General features: G+C 62.9%; 13 protein-coding genes. 7 read left to right on the top strand and 6 right to left on the bottom strand.

Annotated features, from left to right (window positions below):
- The first annotated feature begins 63 nt into the window (after positions 1-63).
- From cobG to IAE39_RS11985, 7 genes are all read left to right on the top strand, one after another.
- The gene (gene cobG, locus IAE39_RS11955; protein WP_201202547.1) at positions 64-1395 is read left to right on the top strand and encodes a precorrin-3B synthase; all 1332 of its coding nucleotides are present in this window, start codon (positions 64-66) and stop codon (positions 1393-1395) included.
- The gene (locus tag IAE39_RS11960; RefSeq protein WP_003257545.1) at positions 1388-2014 is read left to right on the top strand and encodes a precorrin-8X methylmutase; all 627 of its coding nucleotides are present in this window, start codon (positions 1388-1390) and stop codon (positions 2012-2014) included. The genes cobG and IAE39_RS11960 overlap by 8 nt, the downstream gene beginning before the upstream one ends.
- On the top strand, positions 2014-2745 hold the full coding sequence (locus tag IAE39_RS11965; RefSeq protein WP_047604704.1) for a precorrin-2 C(20)-methyltransferase: 732 nt from the start codon (positions 2014-2016) through the stop codon (positions 2743-2745). Before IAE39_RS11960 ends, IAE39_RS11965 begins: the two co-directional genes overlap by 1 nt.
- Positions 2733-4430 carry a precorrin-3B C(17)-methyltransferase gene (cobJ, locus tag IAE39_RS11970; protein WP_201202549.1) on the top strand — a complete coding sequence of 566 codons (1698 nt, stop codon included), beginning with the start codon at positions 2733-2735 and terminating at the stop codon, positions 4428-4430. The genes IAE39_RS11965 and cobJ overlap by 13 nt, the downstream gene beginning before the upstream one ends.
- A 92-nt stretch (positions 4431-4522) precedes the next feature.
- A complete protein-coding gene (locus IAE39_RS11975) occupies positions 4523-5206 on the top strand; it encodes a hypothetical protein (protein WP_201202551.1) in 684 nt (227 codons plus the stop codon).
- A gap of 85 nt (positions 5207-5291) precedes the next feature.
- Positions 5292-5957, top strand: coding sequence for a hypothetical protein (locus tag IAE39_RS11980; protein ID WP_236548538.1), 666 nt, complete (start codon positions 5292-5294; stop codon positions 5955-5957).
- Complete coding sequence (locus IAE39_RS11985; RefSeq protein ID WP_201202555.1) at positions 5954-6577, top strand: hypothetical protein; 624 nt, start codon at positions 5954-5956, stop codon at positions 6575-6577. The genes IAE39_RS11980 and IAE39_RS11985 overlap by 4 nt, the downstream gene beginning before the upstream one ends.
- On the opposite strand, the gene IAE39_RS11990 is transcribed toward IAE39_RS11985, so the two are convergent.
- From IAE39_RS11990 to dusB, 6 genes are all read right to left on the bottom strand, one after another.
- Entirely contained in the window at positions 6574-7170 is a 597-nt protein-coding gene (locus IAE39_RS11990) for a MarC family protein (RefSeq protein WP_201202557.1), read from the bottom strand. The genes IAE39_RS11985 and IAE39_RS11990 overlap by 4 nt on opposite strands.
- A 162-nt stretch (positions 7171-7332) precedes the next feature.
- Positions 7333-10104, bottom strand: a complete 2772-nt coding sequence (locus IAE39_RS11995; protein ID WP_201202559.1) for a hybrid sensor histidine kinase/response regulator — start codon at positions 10102-10104, stop codon at positions 7333-7335.
- A gap of 135 nt (positions 10105-10239) precedes the next feature.
- Positions 10240-11535, bottom strand: a complete 1296-nt coding sequence (gene purD, locus IAE39_RS12000) for a phosphoribosylamine--glycine ligase (RefSeq protein WP_201202561.1) — start codon at positions 11533-11535, stop codon at positions 10240-10242.
- A gap of 139 nt (positions 11536-11674) precedes the next feature.
- Complete coding sequence (purH, locus tag IAE39_RS12005) at positions 11675-13282, bottom strand: bifunctional phosphoribosylaminoimidazolecarboxamide formyltransferase/IMP cyclohydrolase (RefSeq protein ID WP_201202563.1); 1608 nt, start codon at positions 13280-13282, stop codon at positions 11675-11677.
- A gap of 81 nt (positions 13283-13363) precedes the next feature.
- On the bottom strand, positions 13364-13684 hold the full coding sequence (gene fis / locus IAE39_RS12010; protein WP_003249693.1) for a DNA-binding transcriptional regulator Fis: 321 nt from the start codon (positions 13682-13684) through the stop codon (positions 13364-13366).
- A complete protein-coding gene (gene dusB, locus IAE39_RS12015) occupies positions 13681-14694 on the bottom strand; it encodes a tRNA dihydrouridine synthase DusB (RefSeq protein WP_201202565.1) in 1014 nt (337 codons plus the stop codon). Before dusB ends, fis begins: the two co-directional genes overlap by 4 nt.
- Positions 14695-14865 lie beyond the last annotated feature (171 nt).

Here is a 14865-nt window from a genome sequence, read left to right on the forward strand (position 1 = left end):
TCATGCCGCCGGACAAAGCAGGCATAATACCGCGCCTTCTACACTCAAGCGCACTTTCACAGATTGCCGGACACCCCATTGACCCAGGCCGATGCCCCCCATGTTACCCCTCGTCCCTCGGCCTGCCCGGGGTTGTGGCGCATCGTCAGTGCCCGGGATGGCGGTATCTGCCGTATCAAGCTGCCGGGCGGCCTGCTGCTGGCCGACCAGGCCGACGCCGTGGCCGCGGCAGCCGAGCGCTTTGCCGGCGGCGTAATCGAAGCCACCAACCGGGGTAACTTGCAAATCCGCGGCATCGGCAGCCAGCACCAAGCCCTGGTCGAGACCTTGCTCGCGGCCGGCCTGGGCCCGCGCGATGCAGCCGGCGACGATGTGCGCAACCTGATGCTCAGCCCGCTGGCCGGGTATGATCCAGGCATGCTGCTGGACGCTCGGCCGCTGGCCGGGCAGATCCTCGACCTGCTTGAAGGCACCCCGCGCTTCCACCAGCTATCGGCCAAGTTCGCCGTGCAGCTGGATGCCGGCGAAGGCCTGGCCATGCTCGAACACCCCCACGACCTGTGGCTGTCGGCCCTGCGTCTGGAACAACAGACCTGGCTGGCGTTTGGCCTGGCAAGTTGCCCGCAAGACGGCCAGGTGCTCGGCGCAGTGCCAGTGGGGCAGGGGCTGGCGCTGGTGCGTGCTGTGCTGGAGCGCTTCCTCGACCTGGCAACCCCGGCGCAATCGCGCATGCGCCAGTTGCTTGAGGTGTGCTCGGCAAGCGACTTTGTCGACGGCCTGGGCCTGTGCATTCGCCGCGATGCTGCAGTACTCGCCTGGCGCCGTGAAGCACAACATGCCACATGGCTGGGCATACTGCCCCAGGCGCAGGGCCTGGCCCTTGGCGTGGCCCCACCGCAAGGCCGCCTGACCCCGGCCATGCTGCGCGGCGCCGCACGCGTTGCCTGTGAACTGGGCGATGGCAGCCTGCGCCTGAGCCCCTGGCAAAGCCTGGTGCTGCCCAACCTGCAAACGCTGCACATCGAACACGCCCAGGCCGAGTTGTCCGCACTCGGCCTGCTGTGCCACGCCCATGAGCCGCTGGCACGCATCAGTGCCTGCACCGGCAGCAGTGGCTGCGCCAAGGCGCTGGGCGAGACCAAGGCCGACGCCGTTACCCTGGCCGCACTGCTGGGCCCCGGTTCCCCCGCCAGCGTGCACCTGTCCGGCTGCCCCCGTTCCTGCGCCGTGGCCCATGTGGCCCCGGCCACCCTGCTGGCCCGCTCGCCGGGCCGCTATGACCTGTACCTGCGTGACGCGCGCCAGCCGGGCTTTGGCGCCCTGCGCGGCACCGACCTTACCTTGAATGAAGCAGGCGCCATGCTCGACCTGCCGACGGAGCACCTTGATGATTGACTACATCCGCGATGGTCAGGAGATCTATCGCAATTCCTTCCGGATCATCCGCGAGGAAGCCCGACTCGAGCGGATCCCCGCAGACCTCGAAAAGCTCGCCGTACGGGTGATCCACGCCTGTGGCATGGTCGACGCCATCGATGGCCTGCAGTTCTCCGAAGGCGCCGGCCGTGCCGGGCGCGAGGCGCTGCTGAACGGCGCGCCGATCCTGTGCGATGCGCACATGGTGGCCGAAGGCATCACCCGTGCCCGCCTGCCAGCGGACAACAAGGTCATCTGCACCCTGCGTGACCCGAGCGTGCCGGGCCTGGCCAAGGACGCCGGCAACACCCGTTCCGCCGTGGCCCTGGAACTGTGGCGCCCGCACCTGGAAGGCAGCGTGGTGGTGATCGGCAACGCCCCCACCGCGCTGTTCTACCTGCTGGAAATGCTTGACGCCGGTGCCCCCAAGCCGGCGCTGATCCTCGGCTTCCCGGTCGGTTTCGTCGGCGCTGCCGAGTCCAAGGCCATGCTCGCCGCCGACAGCCGCGGTGTTCCGTTTGTAATCATGCAAGGCCGCCTGGGCGGCAGCGCGATGGCCGCCGCCGCGGTCAACGCCCTGGCCACGGAGGTGGAATGATGGCGCCGCGTGGACGACTGTTGGGCCTGGGCGTGGGCCCGGGCGACCCTGAACTGATCACCCTCAAGGCCCTGCGCCTGCTGCGCGAAGCACCGGTGGTGGGCTACTTCGTGGCCAAGGGCAAGCGTGGCAATGCCTTCGGCATCATCGAGGCGCACCTGCAGCCCGAGCAGACCCTGCTGCCGCTGGTTTACCCGGTCACCACCGAAGTGCTGCCGGCGCCGTTGTCGTACGAACAGGTGATCAGCGACTTCTACGACGAAGCCAGCGTGCAGGTGGCCGAGCACCTGGATGCCGGCCGCGACGTGGCGGTGATCTGCGAAGGCGACCCGTTCTTCTACGGCTCCTACATGTACCTGCACGACCGCTTGGCACAGCGTTACGAAGCCGAGGTAATCCCGGGCGTCTGCTCGATGCTGGGTGGCGCTTCGGTGCTGGGTGCGCCGCTGGTGTATCGCAACCAGAGCCTGTCGGTACTGTCTGGCGTATTGCCGGCCGAGGAGCTCAAGCGCCGCCTGGCTGACGCCGATGCGGCGGTGATCATGAAGCTTGGCCGCAACTTCCCCAAGGTGCGCGAGGTGTTGGCCGAACTGGGCCTGGACGGCCGCGCGCTGTATGTAGAACGCGCGACCATGGCCAACCAGAAGATCGTGCCGCTGGACCAGGTCGACCCGCAGTCGTCGCCGTACTTCTCGCTGATCATCGTGCCGGGGGAAAAATGGCAGGGCTGAACATGCACAAGGCACCGGCAATCGTCATTCTTGGCCCGGGCAGCCTGGCTACCGCGCAGCGTATCCAGCAGTGTTATCCACAGGCATCGATCCATGGCCTGGAAGGCCGGGTCGAGGGTGCCGACGTCTACTACGGTGCGTTCGGCGATACCTTGCGCGGGCTGTACCAGCAGGGCACGCCGATCATCGCCCTGTGTGCCGCAGGTATCGTCATTCGCAGCCTGGCCAGCCTGCTCAACGAGAAGGGCGTGGAGCCGCCGGTGCTGGCCGTGGCCGAGGATGGCAGCGCAGTGGTGCCGTTGCTCGGTGGCCTGGGCGGCGTGAACGTGATGGCACGCGAAATCGCTGAGGTGTTGGGCGTCGCTGCTGCCATCACCACCAGTGGTGAACTGCGCTTTGGCACCTGCCTGTTGAACCCGCCGCAGGGCTATGCCCTGGCGGACATCGAGCAAGGCAAGCGCTTTGTCTCCGACCTGCTGGCTGGCGAGTCGGTGCGCATCGAAGGTGACGCGCCATGGTTGCTGCAGGCGCAGTTACCTGCCAGCGAAGCGGCGCAACGCACCATTCATGTGGGGCATCAGGCGCGTCCGGCCAACCGCGACGAGTTGCTGATCCACCCGCGCTCTGTGGTCGTGGGGGTTGCAGGCGGCAATCTGCACGGTATTCGTACGGCCTTGCAGCAGGCCGGCATCGCTGAGCCTTCAGTGGCCTGCGTGCTGGCGGATGAGCAGGCCATGGCCGACAGCGCCTTGCACGAAGCGGCGCAGGCCCTGGGTGTTGCCTTGCGCTTCGCTGCCAGGCCCGGCGACGTGGCCAGCATGGTGGCTGCGGTGTTACCAGATGCCGAGTTGATTGAAGAGGCAGAAGTGGTCATCGCGGTGGCGCCTGCCCCGGTTGAAGTGGCGCAGATCGGTCGCCGTCGCGGCCGCCTGGCGGTGATCGGCCTGGGCCCAGGTGCTGCCGAATTGATGGTGCCGGCGGTCAAGGCCGAACTGGCGCGGGCCGAGGATGTGCTGGGTTACGAAACCTATGTGCGCATGGCCGGCCCATTCCGTGACGATCAAGTGCTGCACTGCACCGACAACCGTGAAGAAATGCAGCGCGCCAGGCATGCCTTCGAGCTGGCGGCCCAGGGCCGTTCGGTGGTGGTGGTGTCGTCGGGCGACCCTGGCGTTTTCGCCATGGCGGCGGCGGTACTCGAAGCGCTGCACGAGTCGAGTGACCCGGCGTGGCACCGCGTCGACCTCGAGATCCTGCCGGGGGTTTCGGCCTCGCTGGCGACCGCCGCCCAGGCAGGCGCGCCGCTGGGGCATGACTTCTGCGTGATGTCGCTGTCGGACAACCTCAAGCCTTGGTCGATCATTGAAAAGCGCCTGGACCTGGCCGCGCAGGCTGACCTGGTGCTGGCCTTCTACAACCCCATTTCCAAATCTCGGCCACACCAGCTTGGTGTGGCATTGGAGGTTGTACGTCGCCATAGGGAGGGGAACACGCCTGTAGTCCTTGGCCGTGACATCGGTAGGCCGGGGCAGACGCTGAAGGTAGTCACCTTGGCCGAACTGCTGCCAGAAATGGTCGACATGCGCACCATGGTTCTGATCGGCTCCTCTACAACCTGCGTGTTTCCTCGCCTCTCGGGCGGGGTCTGGGCCTACACGCCGCGTTGGTACCCTTCGGCCAGCTAGTTGCGACGGAAACGCTTCAGTGCGCTGCGTTTCGAGCGTGCTGGCTAAGGTGGCTGCCCCTGCCTCCAGGGGTAACCACCAAGGAGTTTCACATGTCCGAAGCAATGCAAATCGCAACAACCAACGATGCCGCGATCCTGGTCGAAGGCAACCTGCTGGCCTGTGGCGCAGGCATGTCTGCGCAAAACCGTCATGACGTCAAGAACGCTTTTCACTTTGCTACCCTGGTAGCTGACAGTAAGTTCGATGCAGAAAAGCAGAGCCGCGAGTGGTACAACCAATTTATCGACGTCATGCGTGACATCGGTTTCACCATCCCTCGGCGTAGCTTCGAACTGAATACCTCGGCAGAGCTGTCGGTCACCGTAGGTGCGGTGGCTATCCGCACAATCGGTGCGGTCGGCAATGCACTACTGGGTGGCACCAAGCTGGGCGAGCTGGCGAAATCGGCCTTCGATGCTCTGGTTACCGTTAAAAGCGACGCCAAGATCATCGATCACAAACGCAGCAACAAAGCGCGCGGCATGGTTGGCATGGCTGCCTGTATCGAAACTGCGAACAACGATGTGGTCATGGTGGTGAACTGCATCCAGGCTTCTGCCCCGCAACTGGATAGCGACATCCTGGGCATCCAGTGGAAGCTGGACAAGACCCAGTACTACGCGGGCACGGCGGTGCTCATCCTAAATAATGTCGTTTACGACCATGCCCGCGCATCCGTGGAAAACAAACTTGGCGTGCGCACCGTCGAGAACGTTCTGCAGTACGACATCTGATGGCAGGGCGGCGTCCTGTTGACGCCGCCTTTTTCGATTCCTTTTGTGACGAGACAACGCAATGGATAGAACATCTGAGCAACTGATGTTGATCGGTGGGACGGCCTTGGTTTACCCGGTGGGGGCTAGTGAGATACAGCGCCGGGCCGCCTTCGACTCGATACTGTACGCGCAGCTGGTGGCCAACAAGAACGCTGGCTCACGTTTTGGAAACTACGAAAACTGGTACGCCGCCACCCGAGAGGCCTACCGCCAACTGGGCTGGATCAAGCTGGCCAGCACTCATGACTTGAAGCAATTGGGTCAACCCGCGCGTAGCGCGTATATCCAGCCACTGGAAGCCTGGCTGAAGATTCGCTCGATTTGCCCTGAAGTGGTCCTTGCGACAGTCAAGGCCGGCCTGAGCAAATCTGCTGAAGGTTTACGCCATATGCTGAAGTACAGCGCTCAGGAACAAGGGCAGCGTTCGAAGCTTGTATTCGAAATCGGCCTGCTCAAGCCGGGGCCAGCGCTGGACCTGTGCAGCATCACGATGCACATCGACGAGCGTATCTCGGGCATTCCGCTGGATGTGTTGTTGAGTGAACAGGTGCTCCGCGGTGAAGCCGAGTTCAATGGTGTTTCGCTGATGCTGGATAACGGGCGCTTCCAACACCAGCGAGTTGAACTGCAAGCACTTATGGAACACAAGGATGCCCAAGGTGATTACCGGTTTGACCCTTACGCATCAGTAACGGGGACAGCATCATGACTTCAGTCGCCCCTGCGGTAATCGGTGCGGGTATTGTCTCGTTCTTGCCGGGCATTTGCGCTGCCCAGGCAAGCAAGGTGAAACTGGCCTTGGCAATGGCCGAGCGTGCAGCCCACAGTGCCTTCCAGGAAAAAGTGATTACTGACTGGTTTGCCTATTATCGAAACCAGCTGAAATTCATGGGTTGGGACGCCGTGACCGCCGAGCAGATTCATTGGCCGGATAAAGGCCGTACCCGTCAGACAGATCAGGTGCTTGCGACGATTTCCAAGGCCGCTGGTGACAGTTTTGCCTCGACAACCGATATTTCCATGAAAAAGCTTCTTTCAGACCCGAAAGCACTTCGCAGGCTTGAAGCAAGCGCGTTTGAACGGCAGCACTTCCAACTTTTGCCGTGCGCCCCGGGCGGTGCAAACAGGGTGGATATGGTGATTTACCACGAGACGGACAAGCAATCGGTGTTCAGTGCAGGGTTTATTCAGCACAAGCGTAGCCACAAGAATGTGCGTGCAGAATTGGTACGCTTCAACATCCTGGCGTTCGAAAATACCTATTTACCCAAAGTAAAGGACCGTGTCGTCAAAGCCGCGCAGGAACAGATTCATGATTACGCCATTTAAGGCAACAGGTAACCGCGGATACCGGTAAAGATGATCTGCGCGGCCAGGGCGCAGACGAACAGCCCCATCAACCGGCTGACAATCTGCAGGCCCTGGTCGCCGAGTACGCGCTCGATACGGTGCGAGAGGTAGAGCACCAGGCCAACGGTGAAGCTGGCCAAGGCGATGCTGATGATGGCCAGCAGCTTGTCGTCCCAGTGCGGCTGGCTGACGCCCATCACCAGCAGTGCCCCGATGGTACCCGGCCCGACGGTGAGGGGGATGGTGAGCGGCACGATCGTGACATCCTGCTGCACGCTGTCAGCCTGAACCGCGGATTTGCCCTGGGCCATGCCCAGCGCCGAAATGAACAGCACGCTACCGGCGCCGATACGGAAGGCGTCGGCGGTGATGCCGAAAATACCGAAGATCGCCCGCCCGAACAGGTACAGCAGCACACTGGCGATAAGCGCGGCAAAGGCCACCTTCCAGGCCAGTTGCTTGCGCTCCTTGCTGGAGTGGCCACGGGTCAGGCTGATGAAGCACGACAACACGAAGAACGGGCTGTAGAGCACCAGCATTTTCAGGTAGACGCTGAATAACTCATGGAGCATGGGGGCTGATCCTTGGCGAAGGTGGGGTCATGTAGGAGCGGCCTTGTGTCGCGATCGGGCTGCGTAGCAGCCCCCGGTTTCCAGGCTGTAGCATAGACCTTGGGGCTGCTGCGCAGCCCGATCGCGACACAAGGCCGCTCCTACAAAGGAATTCGTCAGCCGTTAAGAAATATGCGCCGGGTTGACCTGGGCTTCGCGCTGGTTGGCCCAATACTGGATCAGTTCGCGCAACTGCGACAACTCCACCGGCTTGGCCATGTGCCCGTCCATGCCGGCCAGCCGCGCGCGTTCCTTGTGTTCGGCCAGAATGTGCGCAGTCAGCGCCACCACCGGGGTGCGCTGGCGTTGGTTGGCGGCTTCCCAGGCACGCAACTGTTGGGTGGCCGAGAAACCATCCAGGATCGGCATCTCGCAGTCCATCAACACCAGGTCGTAGCGCTGCGCTTTCATCGCCTGTAAGGCTTCTTCGCCATTGCAGGCGGTGTCCGGCTGCAGGTTCAGCTTGCCGAGCATGCCGCGAATCACCTTGGTCGAGATGCTGTTGTCTTCGGCGACCAGCACGCGGAAGTCACCAGGCAGGTCCAGTGCCTGCGGGACGCCGGGCAGGCTGGCCGGCACCGCCTGCTCGCGGCCGCGCTGGGCCAGTTCCTCGGCCAGGGTGGTTTTCAGCGTGTAGCCGGCCACCGGCTTGGCGAGTATGCGTTTGACCCCGGCGTTACGCGCGATGACTTTGCTGGGCGCATTGCTGATGCCGGTGAGCATCACCACCAGAATGTCGTGGTTAAGGCTGGGGTCTTCCTTGATCTTGGCGGCCAGTTGCATGCCGGTCATGCCGGGCATGTTCTGGTCCAGCAGCACCGCATCGAAGTAGTCGCGCAGGTGCGCCTTGGTGCGCAACAGGGCCAAGGCTTCCTTGCCTGACGGCACTGCGCTGACGTTCATGCCCCAGGCGCTGCACTGCTGCACCAGCACCTTGCGGCAGGTGTCGTTGTCGTCCACCACCAGTACGCGGGCATCGCGCAGTGGGCCGTCGAGGTCGGCCGGTGGCTGCTCAAGACGCGAAGGGTCCAACGGCAAGGTCAGCCACAGGGTATTGCCCATGCCGGTGCTGCTCTTGATGCCGAATTCGCCCTGCATCAACCCGATCAACTGTTTGGCGATGACCAGCCCGAGGTGGCCGCCCAGCTTGTTGCTGGAGAGGAAGTGGTGGCTGTGCAGTTCGGCCTGCAGCAACGCTTCGCGGTCGGTGGCAGGCAGCGGTTCGCCGCTGTCCTGCACGGCAATGCGCAGGCGTGGTACCTCGCCACGTTGGTCCAGGGCCACCACCAGCAGGATCTCGCCCTGGTCGGTGTTTTTCAGTGCGTTTTCCAGCAGGCTCGACAAGGCCTGGCGCAGGCGCGTCGGGTCACCACTGATCACCCGCGGTACTTGCGGTTGGGTAAAGCTGATCAACTCGATGTTCTGTTGCTCGGCCTTGGCGCGGAAGATATTCAGGCAATCCTCGATCAGCGCGTTGAGGTCGAACTGCACGTCATCCAGTTCGATCTGCCGGGATTCCAGTTTGGAAATGTCGAGAATTTCGTTGATCAACGTGAGCAGTTCGTTGCCGGCGCTGTGAATGGTCTGCACATAATCGCGCTGCTTGACCGATAACGGTGTGCCCAGCAGCAGCTCGGTCATGCCCAGCACGCCGTTCATTGGCGTGCGGATTTCGTGGCTGATCTTGGCCAGGAACTCGGCCTTGGCGTTGATCTCGGCGTCGCTGGCGGCCAGCGCCCGGCTGGCACTGAAGCGCTCTTCGCTCATGCGTCGCAGGCGTTCGCTGACTGCCAGGTTGAGCAGCAGGCCGCTGACCACGGTCAGGCCCAGCAGAATGCACAGCAGCCACGGTGTCGAGGTGCGGGTAAGGCCGAGCAGGGCCGGCAGCAGCACCAGGCCGCCGAGGTTGAACACCACCATGGCCAAGCTGAACAGGCGCCCGGGAGGGTAGCCCCTGTACCAGTGGTAGCTGCTGACCAGCAGCATGCTCACGCTGCCCAGCGCCATCAGGGCGTAGGTCATCAGGTTGAGCGGCAGGGTGTCGACGAACAGCAGCACCAGGCCACTGACCCCGACAATCAGCATTTCAGCTTGCAGCAGGCGGTTCAGCCGTGGCGAATTGCACGGCGAGAAGAAGTGCTGGGTGAAATACAGCCCGGCCAGGCCGGCCAGCACCAGGGTCAGGTAGGCGGCGGGCGTTTGCGCACTGTGCCAGACATGCCACCAGGGGCCGCTGAGGTTCAGCAGGATCAGGCCACTTAGCAGCATCAGGCCGTGGTACAGCGCCAGGATCAAGGTGGTGCTGGAGCGGCTGTAGAGGAAGCGGACCAGGTTGTGCATGATCAGCATCACCAGGCCGCCGAACAGCATGCCGAACAACAGTGGCTGGCTCTGGTCGGAGGCGGCCTCGGCTGCAGGCTCCAGGCTGATGGCCGGGCGCAGTTGGTGCTCGGAAACCAGGCGCAGGTAGATATCCAGCGGTTGCTTGCTGTTGGGCAGGGGCAGTACATGGTCGCTGCCGCGCAGGGTCGGGCTGGCATTGCCGGCCTGGCGCCCATGGTGCAGCTGACGCAGAAGTTGGTCGCCTTCGAGGGCGTAGAGGTCCAGGCCAGAGAGGTCTGGGGCAAATACCCGTAGCAGTTTTTCCTGGTCGCCTGGGTCCAGGCGGTAATGCAGCCACAAGGCCTGTTCTGCCGGGGCGGCATCCAGGTCGGCAAGCGCGAGTGGGCTGAACTGGTTGCGGTAGCGCTCGGAGCGCACGTCACTCAGTTGCAGGTTGGCCTGTTCGTCGAGCAGAACGCTCCAGCCTCCGTCATGGTCGGCCAAAGCCGGGAACATGCAGAGCAAGGTCAGCAAGCTGACGATCAGAGCTGAGGCAATCCGAAGCCGACGCACTACGAAATCCCTTCTTAGCCGATGTGCCGGGTATTAACTATGCGCGGCGCGCCAAGTCGAAGGCAAGGCCCATGCCGGGCCTTGTCGACGAGCCGGGTGCCGCGTGCGCATGGCACCGCGGCGCTCCGGTAGTGGTTACTGCTGGTGCTCACCGCGCTCACGGGCGATGGCCCGGTAGCCGATGTCAGTACGGTAGAAGCTACCGTTCCAGTTTACTTCCTTGGCCAGGCGATAAGCCTGCTGCTGTGCGTCGGCAACGGTGCTGCCCATGGCGGTGGCGCACAGTACGCGGCCGCCGTTGCTGACCACTTTGCCATCCTTGAGCGAAGTACCGGCATGGAACACCTTGCCTTCAATCTTGGCTGCAGCGTCCAGGCCGTTGATCACGTCGCCCTTGGCGTAGTCGCCCGGGTAACCGCCGGCGGCCAGTACCACGCCCAGGCTCGGGCGCGGGTCCCACTGGGCCTCGACCTTGTCCAGTGCCTTGGCGAAGGCAGCTTCGATCAGCAGCACCAGGCTCGATTCCAGGCGCAGCATGACGGGTTGGGTTTCCGGGTCGCCGAAGCGGCAGTTGAACTCGATGACCTTGGGGTTGCCCGCCTTGTCGATCATCAGGCCAGCATAGAGGAAACCGGTGTAGACGTTGCCTTCCTCGGCCATGCCGCGCACGGTCGGCCAGATCACCTGGTCCATCACGCGCTGGTGCACGTCGGCAGTCACCACCGGGGCAGGGGAGTAGGCACCCATGCCGCCGGTGTTCGGGCCAGTGTCCTGGTCGCCGACGCGCTTGTGGTCCTGGCTGGTGGCCATCGGCAGCACGTTGTGGCCGTCGACCATGACGATGAAGCTGGCTTCTTCGCCATCGAGGAACTCTTCGATCACCACGCGCGAACCGGCTTCACCGAAGGCGTTGCCGGCCAGCATGTCACGCACGGCGGCTTCGGCTTCTTCGAGGGTCATGGCGACGATCACGCCCTTGCCCGCGGCCAGGCCGTCGGCCTTGATCACGATCGGCGCGCCTTTTTCCTGCAGGTAGGCCAGTGCTGGCTCGATCTCGGTGAAGTTCTGGTAGTCGGCGGTCGGGATCTTGTGACGCGCCAGGAAGTCCTTGGTGAACGCCTTGGAACCTTCCAGTTGGGCCGCGCCCTTGGTTGGGCCGAAGCAGTCCAGGCCGCGACTGCGGAACAGGTCGACCACGCCGATGACCAGCGGGGCTTCCGGGCCGACGATGGTCAGGTCGACGTTTTTTTCGGCGAAGTCGGCCAGTTGCTCCAGGGCGCAGACGTCGATGGCGACGTTCTCGCACTTGGCTTCAATGGCGGTGCCGGCGTTGCCCGGGGCAACGAAGACTTTCTCGACGCGTGGGTCCTGGGCGACTTTCCAGGCCAGGGCGTGCTCACGGCCGCCGCTGCCGATGATCAAAACTTTCATGTCAAAACCTCTATATGGCGGCGAACCTCGGCCCCTGTGTAGGAGCGGGTTTACCCGCGAATGCGGCGGTGAATCCACCATCGTATTCGCGGGTAAACCCGCTCCTACACAGGGGCCGAGGTATGCTCGGCCAGCTGAATTAGTGGCGGAAGTGGCGCATGCCAGTGAAGACCATCGCGATACCTGCCTCGTCGGCAGCAGCAATCACCTCGGCATCACGCATCGAACCACCCGGCTGGATCACGGCGCTGATACCCACTTTAGCGGCATTGTCGATGCCGTCACGGAACGGGAAGAACGCGTCCGAAGCCATTACCGCGCCCTGTACCTGCAGGCCAGCATGCTCGGCCTTGATTGCAGCAATGCGGGCGGAGTTGACGCGGCTCATCTGGCCGGCGCCCACACCGATGGTCTGGCGCTGCTTGGCGTAGACGATGGCGTTGGACTTGACGAACTTGGCCACTTTCCAGGCAAATACCAAGTCGTGGATTTCTTGCTCGGTCGGCGCACGCTTGGTGACGATCTTCAGGTCATCGGCGGTGATCATGCCGATATCACGGCTTTGTACCAGCAGGCCGCCGTTGACACGCTTGAAGTCCCAACCGGCAGCGCGCTCGGCTGGCCATTCGCCGCATTCCAGCAGGCGAACATTCTGCTTGGCAGCGACCACGTCGCGGGCAGCCTGGGAAATTTTCGGGGCGATGATCACTTCGACGAACTGGCGCTCGACGATGGCCTTGGCGGTTTCGCCGTCCAGTTCGCGGTTGAAGGCGATGATGCCGCCGAATGCCGACTCGGTGTCGGTCGCGTAGGCCAGGTCGTAGGCCTTGCGGATACCGCCTTCTTCTTCAGGCACCACAGCCACGCCGCATGGGTTGGCGTGCTTGACGATGACGCAGGCCGGCTTGACGAAGCTCTTCACGCACTCCAGCGCGGCGTCGGTGTCGGCCACGTTGTTGAACGACAGTTCCTTGCCCTGCAGCTGCACGGCAGTGGAAATGCTGGCTTCGCCTTTTTTGGCTTCTACGTAGAACGCCGCGCTCTGGTGCGGGTTCTCGCCGTAGCGCATTTCTTGGGCCTTGACGAACTGGCTGTTGAAGGTGCGCGGGAACTCGCTGCGTTCTTCAGTGCTCAGGGTGTCCTTGGCCTGGTCGATGGTGCCCATGTAGTTGGCGATCATGCCGTCGTAGGCGGCAGTGTGCTCGAACGCCTTGAGCATCAGGTCGAAGCGCTGGGCGTAGGTCAGGCCACCGGCCTTGAGGCCTTCGACGATGCCGGCGTAGTCGCTGGCGTTGACCACGATGGCCACGTCCTTATGGTTCTTGGCAGCCGAGCGGACCATGGTCGGGCCGCCGATGTCGATGTTCTCGATGGCGGTTGGCAGGTCACAGCCAGGCTTGGAAATGGTGGCTTCGAACGGGTACAGGTTGACCGCAACCAGGTCGATCGGCTTGATGCCGTGCTCGTTCATGATGGCGTCGTCGGTACCGCGACGGCCGAGGATGCCGCCGTGAATCTTCGGGTGCAGGGTTTTGACCCGGCCATCCATCATTTCGGCGAAGCCGGTGTAGTCGGCCACTTCCACCGCGTTCACGCCGTTGTCCTTGAGCAGCTTGTAGGTGCCGCCAGTGGACAGGATCTCGACACCGAGCTGTTGCAGCTCACGGGCGAATTCGAGGATACCGGTCTTGTCGGAGACGCTGATCAGGGCGCGGCGGACTGGCAGGCGGGTAGTCTGGTCGGTCATTTCGGGTTCCAATAACGCGGTGGAGTCAGCAAAAAAGGCGCCTCTGTTCAGGGAGCCGCCTTTTCTGGTTGGGATTCTGGCTTACAGCAAGTCGTACTGCTTGAGCTTCTTGCGCAGGGTGCCTCGGTTCAGCCCGAGCATCTCGCTGGCCTTGGTCTGGTTGCCCTTCACGTAGTTCATCACGCTTTCGAGCAGGGGCGCCTCGACTTCGGAGAGCACCAGGTTGTACACGTCCGTGACGGTCGCGCCTTCGAGGTGGGCGAAGTAGTTGTGCAGCGCCTTCTCGACGCTGTCGCGAAGGGTCTGGCCCTCTTCGCTCGGCGTGTTCAGGTGCTGTTTCAGGTTGGCGTTGTCGCTCACGGGCGTTGTTCCACTCACAAAATTCTCGGTCATCATCGTCATGCGGCCACCCCTTGTCCGTCCTCTGTCTCAAGGCTCTGTCGACGCTCGCTGAAAAACGCACGAACGTTGGCGCACTGCGCTTGTGTGTCTTCCAAAGCGTTGAACCGGGAGCGAAACTCCTTGCCGCCGGGTCGTGTTGCCAGGTACCAGCCAACGTGCTTGCGGGCGATACGTACGCCCATCACATCGCCATAAAAGGCATGCAACGCGGCCAAGTGCTCCAGCAGGATGCGTTCCACTTCGTCCAGCTGCGGCGCCGGCAGGTATTCACCGGTGCGCAGGTAATGCTCGACCTCGCGAAAGATCCATGGCCGCCCTTGGGCAGCCCGGCCAATCAGCAGGCCATCGACCCCGGTGGCGTCCAGCACCGCCCGGGCCTTTTCTGGCGAAGTGATATCGCCGTTGGCAAAAACCGGGATCGACACCGCCTGCTTGATGGCAGCGATGGTGTCGTATTCGGCGTCGCCTGTGTACAGGTCAGCGCGTGTGCGGCCATGCACCGCCAGCGCCTGGATGCCGGCCTGCTCGGCGATTTTCGCCACGTTCAGGCCGTTCTTGTTCGCCCGGTCCCAACCCGTGCGGATCTTCAGGGTTACCGGAACATCCACGGCGCCGACCACGGCGTGGAGGATCTCGTGAACCAGGGCTTCATCTCTCAATAAAGCAGAGCCTGCAGCTTTGTTGCAGACTTTTTTTGCCGGGCAGCCCATGTTGATATCGATGATCTGGGCGCCTGCCTCGACGTTGGCCTGTGCCGCCGCTGCCATCATCTGCGCATCACCCCCGGCGATCTGTACCGAGCGTGGCTCGGGATCACCTTCATGGATGCGGCGCAGGCTCGACTTGCGGCTGTTCCACAGGCTCATGTCGCTGCTGACCATTTCCGACACCACCATGCCGGCGCCCAGGCGCTGGCAAAGTGTACGGAAAGGCTGGTCCGTGACCCCGGCCATGGGCGCGAGGATCAGGTTGTTGCGTAGTGTGTATGGGCCGATGCGTACCGCCGACATAGGTGATCCCTGTTGTGGGGCCGAATCTTGGAGTTCGAAAAAGGGTTGGCATGATACCCGCTCTCGGTGACCGGATAAAGATGGATTTGGATAAAATCTGAACAGTTGTCGGCTTATGACTTTTGGTGCGAGTGAGGGCTGGGGGCTGCTTTGCAGCCCATTCGCGGCACA

The organism is Pseudomonas sp. S37 (genome assembly GCF_016658545.1).
In the GTDB taxonomy this organism is placed as follows: Bacteria; Pseudomonadota; Gammaproteobacteria; order Pseudomonadales; family Pseudomonadaceae; genus Aquipseudomonas.

Excerpts from the sequence above, each read along its gene's own strand:
- IAE39_RS11980 (WP_236548538.1), top strand. The coding sequence starts at position 5,292 with ATGTTGATCGGTGGGACGGCCTTGGTTTACCCGGTGGGGGCTAGTGAG.
- IAE39_RS11975 (WP_201202551.1), top strand. The coding sequence starts at position 4,523 with ATGTCCGAAGCAATGCAAATCGCAACAACCAACGATGCCGCGATCCTG.
- cobJ (WP_201202549.1), top strand. The coding sequence starts at position 2,733 with ATGGCAGGGCTGAACATGCACAAGGCACCGGCAATCGTCATTCTTGGC.
- purH (WP_201202563.1), bottom strand. The coding sequence starts at position 13,282 with ATGACCGACCAGACTACCCGCCTGCCAGTCCGCCGCGCCCTGATCAGC.
- IAE39_RS11960 (WP_003257545.1), top strand. The coding sequence starts at position 1,388 with ATGATTGACTACATCCGCGATGGTCAGGAGATCTATCGCAATTCCTTC.
- purD (WP_201202561.1), bottom strand. The coding sequence starts at position 11,535 with ATGAAAGTTTTGATCATCGGCAGCGGCGGCCGTGAGCACGCCCTGGCC.
- dusB (WP_201202565.1), bottom strand. The coding sequence starts at position 14,694 with ATGTCGGCGGTACGCATCGGCCCATACACACTACGCAACAACCTGATC.
- fis (WP_003249693.1), bottom strand. The coding sequence starts at position 13,684 with ATGACGATGATGACCGAGAATTTTGTGAGTGGAACAACGCCCGTGAGC.
- IAE39_RS11965 (WP_047604704.1), top strand. The coding sequence starts at position 2,014 with ATGGCGCCGCGTGGACGACTGTTGGGCCTGGGCGTGGGCCCGGGCGAC.
- IAE39_RS11990 (WP_201202557.1), bottom strand. The coding sequence starts at position 7,170 with ATGCTCCATGAGTTATTCAGCGTCTACCTGAAAATGCTGGTGCTCTAC.
- IAE39_RS11985 (WP_201202555.1), top strand. The coding sequence starts at position 5,954 with ATGACTTCAGTCGCCCCTGCGGTAATCGGTGCGGGTATTGTCTCGTTC.